The 20,923-nt window shown below is 64.2% G+C and carries 23 protein-coding genes and 1 pseudogene; 10 read left to right on the top strand and 14 right to left on the bottom strand.

Annotated elements, in window-relative coordinates:
- Positions 1–7: 7 nt before the first annotated feature.
- The gene (locus FS320_RS10925) at positions 8–442 is read right to left on the bottom strand and encodes a MarR family winged helix-turn-helix transcriptional regulator (RefSeq protein WP_152711491.1); all 435 of its coding nucleotides are present in this window, start codon (positions 440–442) and stop codon (positions 8–10) included.
- A gap of 196 nt (positions 443–638) precedes the next feature.
- Here FS320_RS10925 and groES point away from each other — a divergent pair, with 196 nt between their 5' ends.
- Together groES and groL are read left to right on the top strand one after the other, a co-directional pair.
- Positions 639–926, top strand: a complete 288-nt coding sequence (groES, locus tag FS320_RS10920) for a co-chaperone GroES (RefSeq protein WP_152711490.1) — start codon at positions 639–641, stop codon at positions 924–926.
- Between the two features lie 56 nt (positions 927–982).
- The gene (gene groL, locus FS320_RS10915) at positions 983–2,632 is read left to right on the top strand and encodes a chaperonin GroEL (protein ID WP_152711489.1); all 1,650 of its coding nucleotides are present in this window, start codon (positions 983–985) and stop codon (positions 2,630–2,632) included.
- Positions 2,633–2,710: 78 nt separating this feature from the next.
- Here the strand turns inward: groL and gstA are convergent, their stop codons facing one another.
- Both gstA and FS320_RS10905 read right to left on the bottom strand, forming a co-directional pair.
- Positions 2,711–3,325: a glutathione transferase GstA gene (gstA, locus tag FS320_RS10910; RefSeq protein WP_152711488.1), complete on the bottom strand. Its 615-nt coding sequence runs from the start codon at positions 3,323–3,325 to the stop codon at positions 2,711–2,713.
- 26 nt (positions 3,326–3,351) lie between these two features.
- Positions 3,352–3,801 (bottom strand): DoxX family protein, encoded by a 450-nt coding sequence (locus FS320_RS10905; RefSeq protein WP_152711487.1) that lies wholly within the window; start codon positions 3,799–3,801, stop codon positions 3,352–3,354.
- A 94-nt stretch (positions 3,802–3,895) separates the two neighbouring features.
- Between FS320_RS10905 and FS320_RS10900 the strand changes: the two genes are divergently transcribed.
- The 5 genes from FS320_RS10900 to FS320_RS10880 all read left to right on the top strand — a co-directional run bounded on the left by FS320_RS10900 (position 3,896) and on the right by FS320_RS10880 (position 6,860).
- Positions 3,896–4,354 carry a MarR family winged helix-turn-helix transcriptional regulator gene (locus tag FS320_RS10900; protein ID WP_338105317.1) on the top strand — a complete coding sequence of 153 codons (459 nt, stop codon included), beginning with the start codon at positions 3,896–3,898 and terminating at the stop codon, positions 4,352–4,354.
- Positions 4,355–4,453: 99 nt separating this feature from the next.
- Positions 4,454–4,975: a VOC family protein gene (locus tag FS320_RS10895; RefSeq protein WP_152711485.1), complete on the top strand. Its 522-nt coding sequence runs from the start codon at positions 4,454–4,456 to the stop codon at positions 4,973–4,975.
- Positions 4,976–5,057: 82 nt separating this feature from the next.
- Complete coding sequence (locus FS320_RS10890; RefSeq protein ID WP_152711484.1) at positions 5,058–5,444, top strand: COG4315 family predicted lipoprotein; 387 nt, start codon at positions 5,058–5,060, stop codon at positions 5,442–5,444.
- Between the two features lie 103 nt (positions 5,445–5,547).
- Positions 5,548–6,054 carry a sigma-70 family RNA polymerase sigma factor gene (locus FS320_RS10885; RefSeq protein ID WP_152711483.1) on the top strand — a complete coding sequence of 169 codons (507 nt, stop codon included), beginning with the start codon at positions 5,548–5,550 and terminating at the stop codon, positions 6,052–6,054.
- Positions 6,051–6,860, top strand: coding sequence for an anti-sigma factor (locus FS320_RS10880; protein WP_162002930.1), 810 nt, complete (start codon positions 6,051–6,053; stop codon positions 6,858–6,860). Before FS320_RS10885 ends, FS320_RS10880 begins: the two co-directional genes overlap by 4 nt.
- A gap of 15 nt (positions 6,861–6,875) precedes the next feature.
- Here FS320_RS10880 and FS320_RS10875 read toward each other — a convergent pair whose 3' ends face one another.
- The 5 genes from FS320_RS10875 to FS320_RS10850 form a co-directional block, all read right to left on the bottom strand.
- Positions 6,876–7,703: an aldo/keto reductase gene (locus tag FS320_RS10875; protein WP_152711482.1), complete on the bottom strand. Its 828-nt coding sequence runs from the start codon at positions 7,701–7,703 to the stop codon at positions 6,876–6,878.
- 344 nt (positions 7,704–8,047) lie between these two features.
- Positions 8,048–9,076, bottom strand: a complete 1,029-nt coding sequence (locus FS320_RS10865) for an ABC transporter substrate-binding protein (protein ID WP_152711480.1) — start codon at positions 9,074–9,076, stop codon at positions 8,048–8,050.
- 207 nt (positions 9,077–9,283) lie between these two features.
- Positions 9,284–10,069, bottom strand: a complete 786-nt coding sequence (locus FS320_RS10860; RefSeq protein ID WP_152711479.1) for a MetQ/NlpA family ABC transporter substrate-binding protein — start codon at positions 10,067–10,069, stop codon at positions 9,284–9,286.
- A gap of 34 nt (positions 10,070–10,103) precedes the next feature.
- Positions 10,104–10,769, bottom strand: a complete 666-nt coding sequence (locus tag FS320_RS10855) for a methionine ABC transporter permease (RefSeq protein ID WP_152711478.1) — start codon at positions 10,767–10,769, stop codon at positions 10,104–10,106.
- Positions 10,759–11,853: a methionine ABC transporter ATP-binding protein gene (locus FS320_RS10850; protein WP_152711477.1), complete on the bottom strand. Its 1,095-nt coding sequence runs from the start codon at positions 11,851–11,853 to the stop codon at positions 10,759–10,761. The genes FS320_RS10855 and FS320_RS10850 overlap by 11 nt, the downstream gene beginning before the upstream one ends.
- Positions 11,854–12,114: 261 nt before the next feature.
- On the opposite strand from FS320_RS10850, the gene FS320_RS10845 reads away from it, so the two are divergent.
- On the top strand, positions 12,115–14,211 hold the full coding sequence (locus FS320_RS10845; RefSeq protein ID WP_152711476.1) for an ABC transporter ATP-binding protein/permease: 2,097 nt from the start codon (positions 12,115–12,117) through the stop codon (positions 14,209–14,211).
- 220 nt (positions 14,212–14,431) lie between these two features.
- Here FS320_RS10845 and FS320_RS10840 read toward each other — a convergent pair whose 3' ends face one another.
- From FS320_RS10840 to FS320_RS10815, 6 genes and pseudogenes are all read right to left on the bottom strand, one after another.
- Positions 14,432–14,911 carry an META domain-containing protein gene (locus FS320_RS10840; RefSeq protein WP_152711475.1) on the bottom strand — a complete coding sequence of 160 codons (480 nt, stop codon included), beginning with the start codon at positions 14,909–14,911 and terminating at the stop codon, positions 14,432–14,434.
- A 142-nt stretch (positions 14,912–15,053) separates the two neighbouring features.
- Complete coding sequence (hisG, locus tag FS320_RS10835) at positions 15,054–16,028, bottom strand: ATP phosphoribosyltransferase (protein ID WP_152711474.1); 975 nt, start codon at positions 16,026–16,028, stop codon at positions 15,054–15,056.
- Positions 16,028–17,122 carry an ATP phosphoribosyltransferase regulatory subunit gene (locus tag FS320_RS10830; RefSeq protein ID WP_162002929.1) on the bottom strand — a complete coding sequence of 365 codons (1,095 nt, stop codon included), beginning with the start codon at positions 17,120–17,122 and terminating at the stop codon, positions 16,028–16,030. The genes hisG and FS320_RS10830 overlap by 1 nt, the downstream gene beginning before the upstream one ends.
- Before the next feature lie 259 nt (positions 17,123–17,381).
- Positions 17,382–17,849: a hypothetical protein gene (locus FS320_RS10825; RefSeq protein WP_152711473.1), complete on the bottom strand. Its 468-nt coding sequence runs from the start codon at positions 17,847–17,849 to the stop codon at positions 17,382–17,384.
- A 70-nt stretch (positions 17,850–17,919) separates the two neighbouring features.
- Positions 17,920–19,404, bottom strand: a complete 1,485-nt coding sequence (gene hisS / locus FS320_RS10820) for a histidine--tRNA ligase (protein ID WP_152711472.1) — start codon at positions 19,402–19,404, stop codon at positions 17,920–17,922.
- Between the two features lie 374 nt (positions 19,405–19,778).
- Positions 19,779–20,183: pseudogene (locus FS320_RS10815) on the bottom strand (aminotransferase class III-fold pyridoxal phosphate-dependent enzyme); the annotation flags it as partial.
- 318 nt (positions 20,184–20,501) lie between these two features.
- Between FS320_RS10815 and FS320_RS10805 the strand changes: the two are divergent.
- Complete coding sequence (locus FS320_RS10805) at positions 20,502–20,690, top strand: hypothetical protein (protein WP_152711471.1); 189 nt, start codon at positions 20,502–20,504, stop codon at positions 20,688–20,690.
- Positions 20,668–20,923 (top strand): recombinase family protein (locus tag FS320_RS10800; RefSeq protein WP_192926271.1); only part of this gene is annotated, 256 nt, incomplete at its 3' end. The genes FS320_RS10805 and FS320_RS10800, both read left to right, overlap by 23 nt.

The following is a 20,923-nucleotide window of genomic DNA, read 5'->3' as shown; positions in this document are numbered from 1 at the left end:
ACGGTTCTTAAGAGGGGTAGGCGGCCTTCCGCAGGGCGCGCATGGCCTTGCGGGCCTCCTCGGCATCGGTGTCCTTCAGTTTGGCTTCCAACCGGTCTTGCGCCTTCTGCCAGAGCGGGATGGCAGCCTCCAGAATGGCTTGCCCGGCAGGCGTCAGCCTGTGGCGCAGCCCCCGGCCGTCCCCCGTTACAGGCTCGATCCAGCCATTCTCGGCCAGGACCTTCAGGTTGCGCACCAGGGTCGTCCGCTCCAGGCCCAGGCGTTCCGCCAGGACGGTCTCGGAGGCCGTCGTTCCATGGCCGATGGCGCCGAGGATGCCGAACTGGGGCAGCTTGAGGCCCAGGGGGCGCAGCGCCGCCTCGTAGGTCCGGCTCAAGAGCCGGGCCGTCATGCGGGCATGAAGGGCAAAGCAGGTCTTGCCGATGGCTTCCAGGTCGGTCATGAAACGATCATGACCCGCCCTTATGGAGCGTCAAGCCTCACTTTTTTGAAGCTGACCTTAAGGCAGGCGTCTTGACTCCCTCGTCGCATATGCCTATCTCGCGGCCAGCGTTAGCACTCGTCAACGAACAGTGCTAACAGCCAGCAGACCACGGTGCGGCCAAAGGGGCCGCGCCCATCGTCAAAGGGGAAGTTCCATGAAATTCCGTCCGCTGCACGACCGCGTTGTCGTCCGCCGCATCGAAGCCGAGGAGAAGACGGCCGGCGGCATCATCATCCCGGACACCGCCAAGGAGAAGCCGCAAGAGGGCGAGATCGTCGCCGTCGGCCCCGGCGCCCGTGACGAGAGCGGCAAGATTGCTGCCCTCGACGTGAAGGCCGGCGACCGCGTGCTGTTCGGCAAGTGGTCCGGCACCGAGGTGCGTATCGACGGTCAGGATCTCCTGATCATGAAGGAATCCGACATCATGGGCATCGTCGGCTGATCGAGCCGCCAAAAGCCCTACTCTCAAGTTTCACAATTTAACTGGAGGCATAGCCCATGGCTGCCAAAGACGTTAAGTTTTCCTCGGACGCTCGCGACAAGATGCTCCGTGGCGTCGACATTCTCGCCGACGCGGTGAAGGTCACCCTCGGTCCCAAGGGCCGCAACGTGGTGATCGAGAAGTCCTTCGGCGCGCCGCGCATCACCAAGGACGGCGTCACCGTCGCCAAAGAGATCGAGCTCGCCGACAAGTTCGAGAACATGGGCGCCCAGATGGTGCGCGAAGTGGCCTCGAAGACCAACGACATCGCTGGTGACGGCACCACCACTGCGACGGTTCTGGCCCAGGCCATCGTCCGCGAAGGCGCCAAGGCGGTTGCCGCCGGCATGAACCCGATGGACCTCAAGCGCGGCATCGACATGGCCACCGCCGAGGCCGTGAAGGACATCCAGTCCCGCGCCAAGAAGGTGAAGTCCTCCGACGAGGTCGCCCAGGTCGGCACCATCTCGGCCAACGGCGACAAGGACATCGGCGAGATGATCGCCCATGCCATGCAGAAGGTCGGCAACGAGGGTGTCATCACCGTCGAAGAGGCCAAGACTGCTGAGACCGAGCTCGATGTCGTGGAAGGCATGCAGTTCGACCGCGGCTATCTCTCGCCGTACTTCATCACCAACGCCGAGAAGATGGTGGCCGAGCTCGAGGATCCCTACATCCTCATCCACGAGAAGAAGCTCTCGTCGCTCCAGCCGATGCTGCCGATCCTCGAGGCTGTCGTTCAGACCGGCAAGCCGCTCCTCATCATCGCCGAGGACGTGGAAGGCGAGGCTCTCGCCACCCTGGTGGTCAACAAGCTGCGCGGCGGCCTGAAGATCGCGGCCGTGAAGGCACCCGGCTTCGGCGACCGCCGCAAGGCCATGCTCGAGGACATCGCCGTTCTCACCGCCGGCCAGACGATCTCCGAAGATCTCGGCATCAAGCTCGAGACCGTTCAGCTCCCGATGCTCGGCCGCGCCAAGCGCGTCCGCATCGAGAAGGAGAACACCACGATCATCGACGGCGCCGGCCAGAAGGCCGACATTGAGGCCCGCGTTTCGCAGATCAAGGCGCAGATCGAGGAGACCACCTCGGACTACGACCGTGAGAAGCTGCAGGAGCGTCTGGCCAAGCTCGCAGGCGGCGTCGCGGTGATCCGCGTCGGCGGCGCGACCGAGGTCGAAGTGAAGGAGAAAAAGGATCGCGTCGACGACGCTCTGAACGCCACCCGCGCTGCGGTGGAAGAGGGCATCGTTCCCGGCGGCGGCACGGCTCTGCTGCGCGCCAAGGGCGCGGTTGCGAAGCTCACGACCGACAATCCGGACGTGCAGGCCGGCATCAAGATCGTGCTGCGCGCGCTTGAGGCTCCGCTCCGCCAGATCGCCGAGAACGCCGGCGTCGAGGGCTCGATCGTTGTCGGCAAGATCAACGACAACACCGCGTCGGACACCTTCGGCTTCAACGCTCAGACGGAAGAGTTCGTGGACATGCTCCAGGCCGGTATCGTCGATCCGGCGAAGGTCGTCCGCACGGCTCTGCAGGACGCCGCTTCGGTGGCCGGCCTGCTCGTCACCACCGAGGCCATGGTGGCCGAGGCTCCCAAGCGCGAATCCGCTCCGGCCATGCCGGGCGGCGGCGGCATGGGTGGCATGGGCGGCATGGACTTCTAAGTCCTGCCCGAACGGCTCTGACTTAACGAGAGGCCCCGGAGGAAACTCCGGGGCCTTTTTGTGTGCGGCCGATGAAGCTTACGCCGCCTGCTTCAGGCCTTCTGCCTCAAGCGCTTCCTGCACCTTGGGGCGCGCAGCCACGCGGGTCATGAAGGCGCTGAGGTTCTTGAAAGACGAGATGTCCATGGCGTGGAAGTTCGTCCAGTTCACCACCGTGAAGAGATAGGCGTCGGCAATCGTGAAGGTCTCTCCCATCAGGTAGGGCTGCTTGGCCAGAATCTCGTCGAGATAAGCGAAGCGGCTGGCGAGACGATCCTTGGTGGCAGACTTCACGCTATCGGGCGTGGCGGGGTTCCAGAGCGGGCCGAAACCCTTGTGGATCTCGGAGCTGATGAAGGTGAGCCACTCGATCAGGCGATAGCGCTCCGTGGTGCCGTTCGCGGGCGCGAGGCCGGCGCCGGGCTGCTGGTCGGCGAGATACTGGATGATCGCCGCCGCTTCCGTAAGCACGGAGCCGTCGTTCAGGGCGATGGCGGGCACGTAGCCCTTGGGATTGATCGTGCGGAAGTTCGCGCCGGTCTCCGTGAGATGCTTCGAGAGGTCCACCTTCTCGAGGGTGACCGGAAGGCCGGCCTCGCGAGCCACGATGTGGGGAGCGAGCGAGCAGGCGCCGGGAGCATAATAGAGCTTCATGGGAGTGGTCCTTTTCTATGGAAGATTCAGGCAGCGGGCTTCAGGGCAGCCTGGGCGGCAGGAAGGGGGAGGCGGGAGGAGGGCTTAAGTGCATAAGCGCCGTCGCCAAGAAGGGCCTGTGCCACCGAGAGCACGATGAGGTAAAGCGGATATTCCCATCCTCCGCCGGCGGCGGAGAAGACCCAGCCATTGCCGGAATGAACCCAGGCGGCTCCGGCGAGGATGGGCAGGAGAGCCAGCGCCACCCAACGGGTCTGGACGCCTAGAACCAGCAGGATCCCGCCGGCGAGCTCGGCAAGGAACGTGGCGTAGGCCAGGACAGCGGGAAGTCCGAGGGATTCGAAATACTGCGCCGTGCCTGCAAGCGTGAAGGTCATGAGCTTCAGGATAAGGCTGTGGGCAATGAACATGACGCCCAGGGAAACCCGGAGGAGAAGAACCCCATAGGCGGTGCTTGAGGAGGTGTGATGTGCCATCGGAAAACTCCATGCAGATGCATAGATATTTATATGCACTTGCATGGGAATGTCAAACATGATGCAATTGCATAGAAACAAGAGGAGCTTTGCCGTGGTGCAAGACATGCAGGAGCCGTCGGATTCGGTCACCGACGCCTGGGTTCATCTGGTCCGGGCGGGGAGGGAGGTGGTCGGCCAGATCGAGGCGGAGCTGCGAGGCGCCGATTTTCCCAGCCTGTCCTGGTACGATGTGCTCCTTCACCTGAAGCGTCGGCCCGATGGCCGCTCCTCGCCGCGGGAGATCGAGGACGCGGGACTCTTCGAGCAATACAACCTCTCCCGCCTCCTGGACCGCATGGAGACCGAGGGGCTCGTGCGCCGCGTCCCGTATCCGGGCGACAAGCGGCGGCAACTGGTCGAGATCACGGAAGAGGGGCGATCGCTGCAGCGGCGCATGTGGGGTGTCTATGGCCCGGCGATCAACCGGTCCATTGGTGAGAAGCTCACCGATGAGGAGGCCACGCACTTGGCCGCTCTGCTCCTCAAGCTGATGCGTTCCGAGAATACCTGAAGCCCCAAGAACGATCTGGACCGACGGGCGTTCATGGAAGTAGACGGCTAAGTTCCGTTTGCCGATGAGGGACGATCCGTGAAAGCATGCTCCGCCTCAATGTCTCGCCGATTGCGCCACATCCTGCAGGCTCTGGCTCTCTTGTTCATCGGCGCTTTCCTGTTTTCGACGGGACCTTCCGTCCAGGCGCAATCGGCATCCACTCCGCGACCGAGCTCAGCTTCGATTCGGACGCCGGACTTCGACGAGAGCGTTCAGTGGTATCAGGACAAGCTGGGCTTCCGGCTGCTCGGCAGTCAGAGCCTCGTTCCTGGACGACGGGCCGTGATGGAGAGGAGCGGGTTCCTGCTCGAAATCAACGAGGCCGATCACATCCTGCCGTCGGAGCCCGATACGACTGCGACCGTTCAGGTGACCAAGGCTCCCGTCGTGAGCGTGCTCGTCCCCGATGTGGACAAGGAGATCGAGCGCCTGCGGAAGGCGGGCGTGGAGGTTCTCCAAAATCCCGAAGACGAGCTTGACGGCCGCTTTCGCACGGCCCAGATCCGCGACAACGGCCGCCATCGGATCGAGCTGCGCGAGCCTATCGACGAAAACGGCTTCAACGCGATGGGACGGTGAAGAAAATTTCCCGATGCCGGGAATAATGCCAAGCGTGGCGTGTCTTAAAGGCGTGGTCACCATCGACCTCGGGAGGACACCCATGAAGCTGTTTCTGCGTCACGCCATCCTGACCGGAGCCCTCGTCGCCGCGTCCGTCGCGCTCGCGCAAACCGCAACCCCTGCGAAGGTGGCGGATACGAGCAAGGGCAAGGCTCTCGTCGACGCCAAGGGCATGACTCTCTACACCTTTGACCGCGACACGATGGGTAAGTCGGCCTGCAACGGCCAATGCGCCCAGAACTGGCCGCCGCTCATGGCGGCTGGCGGGGCCGCCGCATCGGGCGAGTGGAGCGTGGTGACCCGCGACGACGGTTCCAAGCAATGGGCCTACAAGGGCAAGCCGCTCTATCTCTGGGTCAAGGATACAAAGCCCGGCGAGGTCACGGGCGATGGCGTCAACAACGTCTGGCATATCGCTGCGCCTTAGCGCATCGCGCCAAAAAGTGGTGTCCACTTTCGGGTCCGATGCTCTGGGCTTGCAGGACGAGCAGGTTCATCGTTGAATGATGCCTGATGCGTGAGAATTGACCTTGGACGAGATCGCTTCCCTTCTCGAGCCGCAGATTCCGGGCTTGCGCCGCTACGCCTGGGCCCTTCTGCGCGATTGCGAGGCGGCGGACGATCTCGTCCAGGACACTCTGGAGCGTGCGATCAGCCGCTGGAACCAGCGGCGCGACGGCGATCTGAGAGCGTGGCTCTTCGCCATCCAGCGCAACCTGTTCATCAACGGATTGCGCCGGCGCAAGGCGCGCGGCACCCGCGTGGGAGAAGAGGCCCTGAACGATGTTCCGGCGCCCGGGATGAGCCCGGAGAGCCATGCCGGTCTGCACGACGTTCTGAAGGGGCTCGATGCCTTGCCGGAGGAGCAGCGCTCCATCCTGCTGCTGGTCGGCGTCGAGGACCTATCCTACGAGCAGGCCGCGCAGGTGCTGGACATCCCGCTCGGCACGGTGATGTCCCGCTTAAGCCGGGCGCGCGCGCGGCTGCGGGACTTCATGGAGACCGGGCGCGGCGCCGTCTTGAGGAGAGTGAAGTGACGGGCGAGCGACCCATCGGAGAAGACGATCTGCAGGCTTTCGTCGACGGCAGGCTCTCACCTTCGCGGCTCGAGGCGGTGAGGGCGTATCTCGCCGATCATTCGGCGACGGCCGAACAGGTCGAGCGCGAGATCGAGCACCGCGAGGCCTTGCGCACACGGCTCGCCTTCAAGGCTCAGGAGCCCATTCCTTCACGCTTGCGCATTGCCAATCTCGTTGCAGCCCAACGCCGTTCTCCGCTGGTTCGTCCGGCCGCTTACGCCGCCGCATTGGCGTGGCTTGCGATCGGCGGAATCCTTGGAGCTTGGGGCGGGGTCTGGTGGGCGTCCCGCGCGCAGATGCAGACAGAGGCTATGAGCGTTGCCGACAACGCCATCGCGGCGCATCGCATCTATGTCAGCGAGCGGTTGCATCCTGTGGAAGTTCCCGCCGATCAGGAGGCGCATCTCGTGCAATGGCTGTCGCGCCGTGTGGGCAAGCCGTTGACGGCGCCGAACCTGAATGCCCAAGGCTATCGTCTCATCGGGGGCAGATTGCTTCCCGACAGCGGCGAGGCCGCCGCGCAATTCATGTATGAGAATGTAGGCGGCGATCGCCTCACTCTCTATGCCCGCTCCGGTGGAAGCGAGGCGCAGACATCCTTCCGCTTCGAAGAGCAGGGCGGTGTCTCCGCATTCTCCTGGATCGACAAGGGATTGTCTTACGTGGTCTCGGCCAAAGCGGATCGGACTCAGCTCCTGCCGATCGCCGAAGCGATCTTCAAACAGTTCGAGGCTGCAGGCGACCCTGCGAAGGGCCACCTGTAGCATTCGTTGCAATCTTCAGCCGAAGACCGCCGGATCGGGCCCGACACGGCCGGAAGCATCATTGAGGCCTTCGATCGCGCGCATATCCTCCGCATCGAGCTTGAAGTCGAACACGCTGATGTTCTCGCGCATGCGGGAGGGCGTCACGGATTTCGGAATGACGACGAGGCCGTTGTCGAGATGCCAGCGCAGGATGACCTGAGCCGGTGTTTTGCCATGTTTGCGCCCGATTGCAGCTAGGGTTTCATCGGCGATGAGGGTGCCTTGTCCAAGCGGGCTCCAGGACTCCGTGATAATTCCGTTCTTGGCATGGAACGCGCGAAGTTCCGTCTGCTGGAAGCGGGGATGCAGTTCGATCTGGTTGACGGACGGCGTCACGCCGGCCTCATCGATCAGCCGCTGCAGATGCTGCACCATAAAGTTCGACACGCCGATGGATTTCGCGCGTCCATCCTGCTTCAACTTGGTCAATGCACGCCAAGTATCGAGATAGGCTTCGCTGCCCGCGACGGGCCAGTGGATGAGATAGAGGTCGACGTGATCGAGCTGGAGGCGCGCCAGGCTCTCGTCGAAGGCACGCAGCGTCTCGTCATAGCCGTGACGGTCGTTCCAAACCTTCGTGGTGATGAAGAGTTCGTCACGCGAGACCGGCGCTGCCTTGATGGCCTGTCCGACTCCTTCCTCGTTGCCGTAGATGGCCGCCGTATCGATGGAGCGGTAGCCTGCCTTGATGGCCTCGCCGATAGCGCTCGCGGCTTCCTCGTTGGAGACCCGCCAGACGCCGTAGCCGAATTGCGGCATGGCGTTTCCATCGTTCAGGCGGACAGTGGGTATGGTCGACATGGACTGCTCCATTGATTGTGCGGCAGAAAGGTAGGGCTCATAGGGACTAAGCAAATAGTGATCGTCCCGGGCCAGCGCCATGCCGGAACCGGCATGGCCACCCCGCGTTGCAAGCTTGGCACACCAATTCCTTGTGACAGGAGCTCCTCTTGTCCGTTCCAGAAGCGCGGAAGGGCACGCCCGATCCGCGACGCCGCCTGGACTTTGCTGGAAGCCGTCCGAGCCAAGCGCTCCGGGGAACTCGTGACCGCCGGTGAAAACAAGGAGCCGCGCCAGAAATAGGCTACATGCGAAAATGGCCGGGCACGACGCCCGGCCACTGCGTGAGAGCTTGCCCGCCCAACTTATTTCGGAGCCGACTTGACCTCGGCATCCCACTTCTTGAGCAGCCGCGTCCGCTCCGCCACGGAGCCGTATTTGGCCGTGTCGTAGTTGATCAGCTTCATCTCCGAGAGTTTTGGCGCATCCGGAGAAACCGGCGCATTCTTGTTGGACGCGATCGAGTAGATCTTCAGGTCCGCGCCCACGAGTTTCTGAGCCTCGGCCGAGAGGGCCCAGTCTACGAATTTTTGTGCCATGTCCGTGTTCTTGCCGCCCTTCACGACGGAAATCGAACCGGTCTCGTAGCCTGTGCCCTCGCAGGGCGCGAGGGTTTTGACGGGAGCCCCATCGGCGATCATCGTCACCATGTCGTGCATGAACGCGATGGCGATTCCGGTTTCACCCAAGGCAACGGCCTTGACGGGTGCGGCCCCCGACTTGGTGTACTGATTGACGTTCCTGTGCAAGCCTTTCATGTAATCGAAGGCCTTGTCCTCGCCCATCAGCTGGACGAGCGAAGCCAGGAAGACATAAGCCGTGCCCGACGAGTTCGGGTCGGAGACTTGCACTTCATCACGGTACTTGGGATCGAGAAGATCCGCCCAGCACTTCGGTTCCGGCAGGCCGCGGCTTTCAAGCACTTTCGTGTTGTAGCCGATCCCGAGTGCGCCGAGATAGGTTCCCGTCGCACGATACCCGGCCTGCTGGGCGAAGCGCTGGGCCCAATCGTGCAGCTCCGGCAGCTTGGGCGATTTGTATTCGACCGTCAGCCCTTCTTCGGCCGCCTGGATGTGGGAATCGCCAGGTCCACCCCACCAGACATCGGCGCGCGGATTCGATGCCTCAGCCCGGATCTGCGCCAGGGTTTCGCCGGTGCTCTTGCGCACCATCGTGGCCTTCGCACCCGTCGCCTTCTCGAAGGCTGCAACGCCCACGCGGCACTGCTCTTCGAGAATGGAGCAATAGATAGTGATCGGCGCCTGAGCATGAGCGACGAGGGGGGCCGCGCAGAGTGTCGTCGTGAGGGCCAGGCCCAGCAGTGACAATCGCATGAGATTTCCTCCTGAGAGATCGGGCTACATAGGCCCGACTTTCGGTTCTGCCTTTTAAGGACCGTCCGATGAGGAAGCTTAGCCGGCTCTTTGTCAAGGCGGCATTGGTTGAACTTTCAGTCTCGATTCAGGGTTGGATGCCGAGGGCTCTATACGAAAAAGGCCGGGCTTGAAGCCCGGCCTTCGGATGCGGAAGGAATGCGTCGCTTACCAACTGGTGAGCACGGAGCCTTTGAACTTCTCCTCGATGAACTGCTTCACCTCGGGCGTGTGGTAGGACTCGACGAGGGCCTTCACCCAGGGCTTGTCCTTGTCCTCGCTGCGCACCGCGATGATGTTCACATAAGGACCTTTGGGATTCTCACGGGCGATCGGGTCCTTCACCGGATCTAGGCCGCCCGATGTCGCGTAGTTGGTGTTGATGACTGCGGCATCGACGTCGTCGAGAACGCGCGGTCCCTGGGCGGCTTCGATCTCGACGAACTTGATCTTCTTCGGGTTGTCCGTGACATCGAGCGGCGTCGGCTTGTAGCCCGTGCCTTCCTTCAGCTTGATGAGGCCCTTGTCCTGCAGAAGAATGAGCGCGCGGCCGCCGTTGGTCGGGTCGTTCGGGATCGAGATCGTCGCCCCGCTGGGCAGGGCCTCGAGGCTCTTGTGCTTCTTCGAGTAGATGCCGATCGGGAAATTCACGGTGAGCGCGACGCTCTCGATCTTGAAACTGCGGTCGGCGACCTGATTGTCGAGATAGGGCTGGTTCTGGAACGAGTTCGCCTCGATGTCGCCGCCGGCCAGAGCCGTGTTGGGCACCACGTAATCGGAGAACTCGACGATCTTGATGTCGAGCCCCTTCTTGGCGGCAATCGGCTTCACGGCTTCGAGGATCTGCGCGTGTGGGCCGGGCGTGGCGCCGATGCGGACGGTCTGCGTCTGCGCGAGAGCCGGCAGGGCCGAAAGCGAGAGGAGGGCGGCGAGGCCCAGCTTCTTCAGGGACATGTTGGTACTCCTTGTACGATATTTTCTTGAAGGGTCAGGCGTGACGGATGCGCTTGTTGAGGCTGCGCGCAAGGCGGTCGCCGATGCTCTGCACCGCCTGAACGAGAACGATGAGGACGACCACGACGGCGAGCATCATTTCGGGCATGAAGCGCTGGTAGCCGTAGCGAATGCCAAGATCGCCGAGACCGCCGCCGCCGACTGCGCCCACCATGGCCGAGAAGCCGAGGAGTGAAACGATTGCGAGCGTGAGGCCGAGAACGATGCCGGGCAGGGCTTCCGGGATCAGCACCTTGCCGACGATCTGCAGCGGGCTTGCGCCGAAGGCGCGCGCGGCCTCGATCAGTCCCTGGTCGACCTCGCGGATCGCGCCTTCGATGAGACGCGCGATGAAAGGCGTGGCAGCGATCGTCAGCGGCACGATGGCGGCGTTGGTGCCGATGGACGTGCCGGCGATCAGACGCGTGAAGGGAATGATCGCCACGACGAGAATGATGAACGGCGTCGAGCGCGTGGCGTTGACGACGACGCCGAGCACGCGATTGACCCAGGGCGCGGCGAAGAGCTCGCCCTTGCCGGACGTGGCGAGAAACACGCCGAGCGGCAGGCCGAAGGCCGTTGCGATCAGCGCCGCGACCGCGACCATGTAGAGGGTTTCGCCAGTGGAGTTGGCGATGAGGCGGATCATCTCAGGCGACATGGCCGAGGACCTCCGTGTCGAGACCGTGCTTGTTCAGGAAATCGAGTGTAGTGGCGAGGAACTGCTCCGGCACGCCGACAACGAGGGTGCCGAAGGGGCGGCCTGCGATTTCGTCCACCGAGCCCGACAGGATGTTGGTCTCGATGTTGAGATCGCGCGCGAGCCGCGCGAGAACCGGATCGGTCGCATGCGGACCGCGGAAGCCGATCCGGATGACCGCCTGGCTGCCGGGCGTCGCCTCGGGCCGAAGCCTGCTCTGCACGTAGGGCGGCAGCGCGCGGCCGGACTCGTCGGCCAGGAAGGAGCGGGTGACTTCGTGCTGCGGACGGGTGAAGACCTCGAACACGTCGCCCTGCTCGACGATGCGTCCGCCTTCGATCACCGCGACCTCGCGGGCGATGTTGCGGATCACCGCCATCTCGTGGGTGATGAGCAGGATGGTCAGGCCGAGCTCGTCGTTGATGCGCCCGAGCAGGTCGAGGATCGAACGGGTGGTTTCCGGGTCGAGGGCTGAAGTTGCCTCGTCCGACAGGAGAACCTTGGGCTTGGTGGCGAGCGCACGGGCGATGCCGACGCGCTGCTTTTGGCCGCCGGAGAGCTCGGACGGATAGCGGTTGCGCTTGTCCGACAGGCCGACGAGGGCCAGCAGCTCCTCGACGCGGGTCTTGATCTCGGCCTTGTCATAGCCCGCGACCTCGAGCGGCAGGGCAATGTTCTGAGCCGCCGTGCGCGAGGAGAGCAGATTGAAGTGCTGGAAGATCATGCCGATGGAGCGGCGGGCATGGCGAAGGGCGGCCTCGGGAAGGGCCGCGATATCGGCGCCGTCGACGATCACCTTGCCGGAGGTGGGCTTTTCGAGTCCGTTCACCAGCCGGATCAGGGTCGATTTGCCCGCGCCGGAACGGCCGATCACGCCGAGGATGGAGCCCTGGGGCACGGCAAGGTTGATCTCCTGCAGCGCCGTCACGGGCTGGCCGTCACGGCCGGGGAAGGTCTTCGATGCCTTTTCCAGGCGCACGATGGGCTCCGCCGGGATCAGGCGCTGGGCAGTCTGCTCGCCGAGATATCCAAGAGGGGCGTTCATGGGGTCGCCTTTTCCAGTGACGTAGGGATGTCGAAATGACACATGAAACATCCCGTTCTCTAAGTCAACCTTTTCGTTCTTTAAACAGGACAATCTGTTTTGTCGAACGTGATAGGCCAATAACCGCCTATTGCTCTTCTCACAAGGCTGCTATCGCTTGTGCCGGAAGGAAGTTCCTCCTTTCTTTCGCCACAAGCACGATTGATCCGGCTTCTCCAGGTTTCTATGGAGCCGAGAACGGGATCTCGGCAGGAGATATGTATGATCAAGGCGAGCATTGCGCTGGCACTCATAGGTCTGGGCGTCCTGGTGGCTTCCCTGTCCGGGGCGGCTGCGGTTCCGTTCTACCTGCCCCTCTCGACCCTGGCCCTCGCCGGGATCGTGTTCGTCGGACGGGATATTCCCAAGTTCCTGCGCATCTTCGTTGTGATGCTGTCGGCGACCCACCTTGTGCTTGTGGCGCTTGTCCTCGGTGCAGCCGCAGGAGTGATCACGGGCGACTACACGGGATATGTTCCGCCGCCGTCTGCCGCGCTTGGCGCGACGGGCTTCGGTGCCATCATTTATGGCCTGTCCTACGTTCCCGTCGTCCGCACCATCTGCCGCATCACCGATCTTTATCTCGCCTCCCAGGCCGATAGCGTCATCCGCATCCCTTTCATCGGTCTCGTGCGGGCTCGCGAAGGTGTCATCGGCACCTGGATGATCGGAATTCTCATCGCGATCAATCTCGCTCAGGTCGCGCTCAACGTCCGTCTCAGCTTCTTTTCGCGCGACATGTTCAATGCGCTCGAGGCCAAGGATGCCGCGGCCTTCTGGTATCAGCTCTTCGTCATCTTCACGCCTTTGGCAGCCGTGTTCGTGGCCATCGCGCTGACCGAGGTGCTGCTGCAGAACGTGCTCACCATCCGCTGGCGTGCCTTTCTCAACACCTATTACCTGCGCGAGTGGCTCGGCGACGGGACGCATTACCGGATGCAGATCATGGGCCGTGGCGCGGACAATCCGGACCAGCGTATCTCGGAAGACCTGCGCAAGTTCGTCGAGAGCACCTATTCCCTGTCCGTCGGCCTGATGAACCAGGCCGCGACCCTCGTCTCCTTCGTGGCCATCCTCTGGACCATCTCGGCCGGCTTCACCTTTCCGGGGACGAGTGTGGAAATACCGGGTCTGCTGGTGTGGGTCTGCGCAGGGTACGCCATTCTCGGCACGTGGGTGACGCACCTCATCGGTCGACCGCTGATCGCTCTGAACTTCGAGCAGGAGCGTGTGGAGGCGAACTACCGCTTCTCCCTGGCACGCCTGCGCGAATACGCGGAGCAGGTCGCGCTTCTCTCCGGCGAGTCGGCCGAGCGGGAAGGCCTTGGACGACGGTTCGGACAGATCGTCGATAACTACATGCGGATCGTGTTCCGCCTCATCAAGCTCAACACCTTCACCTCGGCCTATTTCCAGGCCAACGTGGTGGTGCCTTACATCCTGACCGCGCCCTACTACTTCGTCGGCAAGATCTCACTGGGCCAGATGCAGCAGGTGGTGGGCGCGTTCTCACGGGTGGAGTCGGCGCTGACTTACTTCATCACGATCTATACGACGCTTGCCGACTACAAGGCCGTGCTCGACCGTCTCACCACGTTCGAGGGCGCGATTGCGTCCGCTCAGCGCGTCGGTGGCGATAGCAAGCTGGCGATCACTCCGAAGGTAGGCCGTGAGCTGCACCTGGAGGATCTCGACGTGCGACTGCCCGATGGGAGCGCCCTGCTGCACACGGACGAGCTTGATTTCCGCCCGGGCGAGCGCACCCTGATGACGGGTCCATCGGGCTCGGGCAAATCGACCCTCTTCCGTGCCATCGCGGGCATCTGGCCCTTCGGCGAAGGGCAGATCCAGGTGCCGGAGGGGCAAAGCATGATGCTCCTTCCGCAACGCCCCTACATTCCGATCGGGACGCTGCGCGATGCCGTGACCTATCCGAGCAAGGTCGACGCCTACACGGATTCCGAGATGGCGGAAGCCCTGCGCATCGCCAAGCTCCCGCAGATCGCGGACCGGCTCGACGAGGAGCGCAACTGGGGACAGACCCTGTCGCTCGGCGAGCAGCAGCGCCTCGCGGTTGCCCGCGCACTTCTCGCCAAGCCCGACTGGCTGTTCCTGGATGAGGCGACGGCCGCCCTGGACGAGCCCACGGAGGCGGAGATCTACCGCATCATCAGGGAGAAGCTGCCGAACACGACGGTCGTCTCCATCGGTCACCGCTCGACACTCGCCGCCTATCACGACCGGCGCATCGACATGAAGAAGACCGAAGGCGGCCTCTCGACCCCTGTCGACCTGCGGCAGGCCGAGCCCGCCGAGTAAGCCTCTCCAATACTTTCGTCATGCCCGGCACAAGGCCGGGCATGACGGTATGGGAATCATCCTCAGGCCAAGCCGAAGGCGAGGGGAGGGGATTCATCCACGCGCACCGAGCTGAGGGATTCCTTCCCCTGGGATGGCTGCGCCATCTCCGGCCGGCAATGACCAGGACAACGAAAAAGGCCGGCGTGAAGCCGGCCTTCGTTCGAATAGAGCGAATGCCTCAGAGCGAGCGTTCGAAGCGCAGTTCGCCGCCGTTCTGGGTGCGGATGATCAGGTTGCGGCCCTGGATGTCCCACTTGCCGGAGGAGCGGAGCGCCACGAGGAAGGCCTGTTCGATGGCCATGGTGGTCTTGTCGCAGCTCTTCTTCGTCAGGGCGAAGGGGCCGACTGCCAGACTCTGCTCGCGCAGGGGATAGGCGGCGGTCGCATAGGTGTTGCAGCCGCTGAAGCCCGTGGCTCGGAGCTGATCATCGAGCTTGAAGCTCGGGCGGTCGCCGGAGAAGGGCTTGCCGTTCAGGCTGACGGCCACCCAAGAGGAGTTCAGCGGGAAGATCTTGCCTCCCTCACCCGGCTGCGGAACCTTGTTGTCCACCTGGCGGGTCGGGCCAACCGGCCGGCCGAGCGTCGCGGCTGTCTGGGCGTGAGCCATGGAGACGGTAGCGAGGGCCGCCAAGAATGTCGCAAGTCGAAGGGCGTTCATCGGAACCTCTTCATCGAAAAAAACGCAGGGACCATAAGGGGCCTTGAGCATTGAGGCAACGCCCAAGGTGATGTTGTCTTGTCTCTCACGTAATGGAACGCACGAAACCTGAAGTCTCCGTGAAAGAGACTGCAGGATCATGCTATCCAATCCGCCGCAGGAGCCGCTCGGTGAGAGCATTGGTGGGGCGAAACAGATAGTCGAAGGCGCGGACCGTGATGTCCTGCGCACCGATGCCCTGCAGGGCCGCCACGATCTCGAACACCGTCGCGGCTCGGCAATGCAGCACGACCTCTCGGCCCAGAGCATTGCCATAGGGTAGCGCGGCGCCGTGGTCCTTCGCCAGCGACACGAGCGCGGAGGCTCGGGCCGGATCGAGCGCCGCCCGCACCTCGCGGCTCGTGCGCGCCTCTTCCTCGGCGGCGATGCGCGTCAGCACGGCGGTCGCGGCAGCCCGCGCCCGATCCGTCCAGGGAGCGCGCTCCGAGGCCACGAGGTTGGCCTCGGAGCGCAGCATGATGCCGTCCTCGAGGATTTTCAGCGCATTGGCCGCAAGCGTCGCGCCGGTCGTGGTGATGTCGACGATGAGCTCCGCCGAGCCCGCGCCCGGCGCGCCCTCGGTGGCGCCCAGACTCTCGACGATCCGGTAATCCGCCACGCCCTGCTCGGCAAAGAACCGGCGGGTGAGGTTCACGTATTTGGTCGCGACCCGCATCTTGGTGCCGTGACGGGCGCGAAGATCGGCCGCCACCTCATCGAGATCGGCCATGGTGCGCACGTCGATCCAGGCCTGCGGCACGGCGACAACCACATTGGCATGGCCGAAGCCGAGCGGGGTCAGCATCTCCACCGCCTCGTCCGCATCTGCGATCTGCTCGCGGATCAGATCCTCGCCGGTGATGCCGAGATGGGCCGTGCCGCTGGCGAGCTGGCTCACGATCTCGGAAGCCGACAGGAAGGCGACCTCCACATCGGGGACCCCGGCAAGCGTGCCGCGATAGTCGCGCACGCCGCGGGACTGGGTGAAGACGAGGCCGGCACGGGCGAAGAACGCAGCCGCGTTCTCCTGCAGGCGTCCCTTGGAAGGGACGGCCAGAATGAGAGGGGAATCGGTCATCAGGGCCTCCCCACGATGCGGTCGAGCCAGAAGGAGCAGCCGACCGCCGGGATCGGAGCCTCGGCGCCGAGATGCTCGAGCAGGCGGTCATAGCGTCCGCCGCCCACGATGGGCTTGCCGTCGCGGCGGCGCGGATCCTGCACCTCGAAGATGAAGCCCGTGTAGTAGTCGAGATTGCGGGCGAAGGTGGCGGCGAACGAGAAGGCGCTCACATCGAGGCCTCGGGCCGCCATGAAGCCGGTCCGCTCCTCGAAGGTGGCGAGCGCCCCGTTGAGGTCGAGCCCCGCATCCTTGGCGAGGGTCCGGACCGCATGGGCCGCCTGGTCCGGATCGCCGACGATCGTGAGATAGCGCTCCAGGACCTGCCGCGCTTCGTCGGACAGGCCGGTGCGGTTCGCCGCGCGGGCCAGGAAGCGCTCGGCGATCTCGCCTGCACTGCGCCCACCGACGCGGGCGATGCCGGCAATCGACAGGATGTCTTCCACGAAGGCTTTGGCGGCCTGGGGCGCCTGGCCCTCGATGGCGGCGAGCAGGCCTGCATGCTCTTGGGCACCCGGCCCCTCGGGCTCGGCGAGGCTGGCCAATCCCTGGCCCGACACGATGGCCCGGATCACGCGCCGCTTGGCGGCGGGCGCGATGCCCAGGGCATCGATCAGGGCGTGGAGAAGGCCCATGTCGCCCAGCTTCACGATGGGGGCGGGGCCGTCGATCTGCTTGAGGCCGTCCAGGGCGAGGGCGAGGATCTCCGCATCGACAGCCGAGACATCGGTCCGGCCGATGGATTCAAGGCCCGCCTGCAGGAACTCGCCGCTCTCGCCTGCACGCATCCGGAAGACGGGGCCGCCATAGGAATAGCCGGAGGGCTGGGCGCCATGCCGGGAGAGGTGCTGGAGGCAGGCGGGGATCGTGTATTCGGGCCTGAGGCACAGTTCCGTGCCCGAGGCGTCCTGGGTCACGAACATACGGCGCCGGATATCCTCGCCGGAGAGGTCGATGAACACGTCCGCAGGCTGAAGCACCGGCGGCTCGATCCGCGCATAGCCCTCGCGCTCGAAAAGCGCGATCAGCGCAACAATGGCATCCGTCTCCGTCACTGGCCTTGCCCAATCCTTGTGTCGGCATGCTCTCTAGCAATGCCCGGCCAGGAAGGCGATTGTTTTTGACGGGAAGGGTGAATGGGGCGGGAAAGTGCGTCGTTTCGGGGCTGCGAAGAAGAACCGGGAGCCCATGAACATCTGGCTGGAGGAAGAGCGGTAGAGTAACCGCTGCGTCAATTCGTAGGCCGGCAGCGGTTATGGGTCCCGGGTTCGCGCCAGAGGCGCGCGCCCGAATGACGGCGTGGCAATGAGAAACTCAGGGCTTCTCGGCCGTTTCGCTCTTCGCGCTCTTGGCCCTGGTCGTCTTCCGCTTGCTGTGGTCGCTGGAGCGTTGGACGTACTTGACCTTCTTGGGCTCGGACTTGGCGCCGCTCTCGGCCCCTCCGTCTTCGCCCAGGAGGCTGGGGGGCAGGAAGTGGCGGGCGGCTTCCGTCACGACGCCGGCGACGGCGCCTGCAGCCGTCTGGGTCAGGTCGGCGCCCTGTGCGCCCGTATTGGCCAGGGCGGAGCCTGCCTTCTTGGCCGTGCGGGTCTTGGTGAGGGCGGCAGCGGCGGCGCCGGCGGCGGCGATCAGGGCATCCGCGAGGATCTCACGACCGAGGTCCGTGTTGATCAAATCCATAAGGCCGGACTTCTTCGCCGATTTCGCCAGCTTCGTCCCGGAGCTCTTGCCCGAACCCTTCTTCGATTTCGCAGTGCTCTTCTTGTCCTTATCCTTCGGCATATTCATCTCCTGATGGTCAAGCTTGGGAGATAACCCCTATGAAACCACAGGGGTTCCCGAAAGGCCAAGCTTATCCGAAGTGGCGGCCCAGGACCTCGCGCACCGCCTTGACGAGATCCGGTTCGGAAACGGAGAACTGCGCCGGACGCGCAGCCTTCCACTCCTCGTTGGATGCGATGGCCTGGGCCGCCTTGGCGCCTTCGATCAGGTCCTTGATCTCGACCTCGCCGCGCTCGCGCTCGTTGGATCCCTGGATGACGACGCAGGGGCTCTGCCGCCGGTCGGCATATTTCATCTGCGCCTTCATGCCCGAGGAGCCGAGATAGAGCTCGGCGCGAATGCCGGCCTGGCGCAGGGTGAAAACCATGCGCTGGTAGGCGGCGATCTGGTCCTTGTCCATGACGAGCACAACCACGGGGCCGGGCTTCTCGGCCCCGGCGACGATGGGGCTCTTGACCATCTGCAGGGCCGAGAGAAGACGCGAGACGCCGATGGAGAAACCGGTGGCCGGAACCGGCTCGGAGCGGAAGCGGCCCACGAGGCCGTCATAGCGCCCGCCGCCTCCCACAGAGCCGAATCGGACGGGACGCCCGTCCTCGTCCTGGACCTGGAAGGTCAACTCGGCCTCATAGACGGGGCCCGTGTAATATTCGAGACCGCGCACCACGGACGGATCGATGGTCACGCGATCCTCGTAGCCCGAGGAGGCGACGAGCGATGCGATCTCCGCAAGCTCGTTCACGCCCTCGACGCCGCGGGCGGACGAGCCCACGACCCTGCGCAGGTTCTCGACCGTCGCCGCATTGTTCGCGCCCTCGGCATCCGTGAAGGCGAGCACGCGCGCGATGGCCTCGGACTCGAGGCCCGCGCCCTTGGTGAAATCGCCGCTCTCATCCTTGCGGCCCGCGCCAAGGAGTTGGCTCACGCCCTCGGGACCGAGGCGATCAAGCTTGTCGATGGCACGAAGAACCGTCAGGCGCTGATCGGCCTTGTCCTCGCCGCCGAGGCCGATGGCTTCGAGCACGCCGTCGAGAACCTTGCGATTGTTGATCTTGATGATGAAGTCGCCGCGCTTGAGGCCGAGCCTCTCCATCGTATCGGAGGCCATCATGCAGATTTCCGCATCCGCCGCGACGGAGGCTGCACCGACCGTATCGGCGTCGAACTGCATGAACTGGCGGAAGCGGCCGGGGCCCGGCTTCTCGTTGCGGAACACCCAGCCGACCCGGTAGCTGCGATAGGGCTTCGGCAGGGCATCGAAGTTCTCGGCCACGTAACGGGCGAGCGGCGCGGTCAGGTCGTAGCGCAGGGACAGCCACTGCTCGTCGTCGTCCTGGAACGAGAACACGCCCTCGTTGGGACGGTCCTGGTCGGGCAGGAACTTGCCCAGCGAGTCGGTGTACTCGACGAAGGGCGTCTCGACGCCCTCGAAGCCGTAAAGCTCATAGGAGTCGCGGATCGCCGCGAGCATGCGCTCGGTGGCGGCGAGGTCGGCGGGAGTACGGTCGGCAAAGCCGCGCGGGGCGCGGGCCTTGATCTTGTCGGCCTTGGACATGGGTTTTTACAGCAGCCGTTGGATTGGAAAAATGTGCTGCGGTCCTACTCCCTGCGGCGGGGAGGGGCAAGGCTTGTCGCCATATCGGCAACTTTCGCCGTTCGGCCCTCGCGCGCTCCGGCTCATCGCCGGCCCTGTGCCGGTGATCCCGATGGGTCGCCGGCGCCTGGTTCCGCTTGCGGTTTCATTCGGCCCTCGCACCCTCCGACTGCACCCTCCGCCGTCATCACCGGGTTTGTCCCAGTGATCCCGATCGTCTCGCGCGGCCTCATCCTGAGGAGCAGCCTCACGGCTGCTCCTCAGGATGAGGGCGATGAGTCTGAAAGCGGGATGGCCGGGACGAGCCCGGCCATGGCGAGGGAGAATGTGGAGCGTTACGCCACTGCCTTGATCACCTTGGTCAGCTTCTCGACGATTTCGCCGATCTGCTCCTCGCTGATGATGAGCGGTGGGGAGAGCGCGATGGTGTCGCCGGTGACGCGCATCATCAGGCCGAACTCGCCGAAGGCCCGGTCCATGGCCTCGTAGGCGCGCTTGCCCACGCCGTCGGGACGCGAGGCGAGGTCGATGGCGGCCACGATCCCGATGGTGCGGATGTCGAGCACATTCGGCAGGTCCTTCAGCGAATGGATCGCGTCGGCCCAGACCGGCTCCAGGGTTTTGGCCCGCTCGAACAGCTTCTCGTCGCGGTAGATGTCCTGGGTGGCGAGCGCCGCCGCGCAGGCGAGCGGGTGGCCGGAATAGGTGTAGCCGTGGAACAGCTCGATCATGTGCTCGGGCCAACAAGCGACATAGAGCATACGGTTTTCGATCTGCGACCATTGCGTATCCCTGGCATCCGCTGTTCGGACAGACCGTTCAGGTCTCGCGGTATCGGCGCGGTAAGGCCTTGAGCTTCGTCTATACCCAGGAGCGGCCGGACCTCTCGCGGGAATTGCCAGACTGGATGCTCGATCAGGCCTATTGCGCCGGCATGAGCTTGGGATCTCCCCAGGTCAGCATCGAGGGCCTTGCCGAGCTGGTCGCTGTGCTTGCGTCGTGGACGACGAATCGCCGCCATGGTGCACGATCTGGTCCTTCGCAGAAGGAGATCGGTCATGCCAAGACCCCGCCATCGCTCCCGGGCCCAGCTCGCTCTGGCGCTGGAGCCCCGCAAAGCACAGCCGCCCGTGGCCCCGACCCTGAAGGGGATTGTCGAAGCCCTCGCCGAGCTTCTCCTAGACGCTGCTCAGGCCGAACGTCCAACACGCCAAGGAGGCTTCCATGAGCGCCCGGATCACCACTGAGCATCTGCGGCGCGCGGCCGTCGTCTATGTTCGCCAGTCGACGATGGCCCAGGTCATGGGCAATCTCGAAAGCCAGCGCCGGCAATACGATCTGGCTGGGGAAGCGCAGGCCAAGGGCTTTGCCTCGGTCACCGTGATCGACGATGATCTGGGACGCTCCGGATCGGGCCGCAGCGAGCGTCCGGGCTTCGAGCGGCTGGTCGCTCTGGTCTGTTCCGGCGAGGTCGGAGCCG

It is taken from the genome of Microvirga tunisiensis (assembly GCF_009296175.1).
GTDB classification, from domain to species: domain Bacteria; phylum Pseudomonadota; class Alphaproteobacteria; order Rhizobiales; family Beijerinckiaceae; genus Microvirga; species Microvirga tunisiensis.
The sequence above is the reverse complement of the archived record's forward strand: the minus strand, read 5'-3'. Positions and strand labels throughout refer to the sequence as shown.

Bases quoted from the DNA above. Each gene is read 5' to 3' on its own strand.
- FS320_RS10925 (WP_152711491.1), bottom strand. From the start codon at position 442: ATGACCGACCTGGAAGCCATCGGCAAGACCTGCTTTGCCCTTCATGCC.
- groES (WP_152711490.1), top strand. From the start codon at position 639: ATGAAATTCCGTCCGCTGCACGACCGCGTTGTCGTCCGCCGCATCGAA.
- groL (WP_152711489.1), top strand. From the start codon at position 983: ATGGCTGCCAAAGACGTTAAGTTTTCCTCGGACGCTCGCGACAAGATG.
- gstA (WP_152711488.1), bottom strand. From the start codon at position 3,325: ATGAAGCTCTATTATGCTCCCGGCGCCTGCTCGCTCGCTCCCCACATC.
- FS320_RS10905 (WP_152711487.1), bottom strand. From the start codon at position 3,801: ATGGCACATCACACCTCCTCAAGCACCGCCTATGGGGTTCTTCTCCTC.
- FS320_RS10895 (WP_152711485.1), top strand. From the start codon at position 4,454: ATGTCTCGCCGATTGCGCCACATCCTGCAGGCTCTGGCTCTCTTGTTC.
- FS320_RS10890 (WP_152711484.1), top strand. From the start codon at position 5,058: ATGAAGCTGTTTCTGCGTCACGCCATCCTGACCGGAGCCCTCGTCGCC.
- FS320_RS10875 (WP_152711482.1), bottom strand. From the start codon at position 7,703: ATGTCGACCATACCCACTGTCCGCCTGAACGATGGAAACGCCATGCCG.
- FS320_RS10865 (WP_152711480.1), bottom strand. From the start codon at position 9,076: ATGCGATTGTCACTGCTGGGCCTGGCCCTCACGACGACACTCTGCGCG.
- FS320_RS10860 (WP_152711479.1), bottom strand. From the start codon at position 10,069: ATGTCCCTGAAGAAGCTGGGCCTCGCCGCCCTCCTCTCGCTTTCGGCC.
- FS320_RS10855 (WP_152711478.1), bottom strand. From the start codon at position 10,769: ATGTCGCCTGAGATGATCCGCCTCATCGCCAACTCCACTGGCGAAACC.
- FS320_RS10850 (WP_152711477.1), bottom strand. From the start codon at position 11,853: ATGAACGCCCCTCTTGGATATCTCGGCGAGCAGACTGCCCAGCGCCTG.
- FS320_RS10845 (WP_152711476.1), top strand. From the start codon at position 12,115: ATGATCAAGGCGAGCATTGCGCTGGCACTCATAGGTCTGGGCGTCCTG.
- FS320_RS10840 (WP_152711475.1), bottom strand. From the start codon at position 14,911: ATGAACGCCCTTCGACTTGCGACATTCTTGGCGGCCCTCGCTACCGTC.
- hisG (WP_152711474.1), bottom strand. From the start codon at position 16,028: ATGACCGATTCCCCTCTCATTCTGGCCGTCCCTTCCAAGGGACGCCTG.
- FS320_RS10825 (WP_152711473.1), bottom strand. From the start codon at position 17,849: ATGCCGAAGGATAAGGACAAGAAGAGCACTGCGAAATCGAAGAAGGGT.
- hisS (WP_152711472.1), bottom strand. From the start codon at position 19,404: ATGTCCAAGGCCGACAAGATCAAGGCCCGCGCCCCGCGCGGCTTTGCC.
- FS320_RS10805 (WP_152711471.1), top strand. From the start codon at position 20,502: ATGCCAAGACCCCGCCATCGCTCCCGGGCCCAGCTCGCTCTGGCGCTG.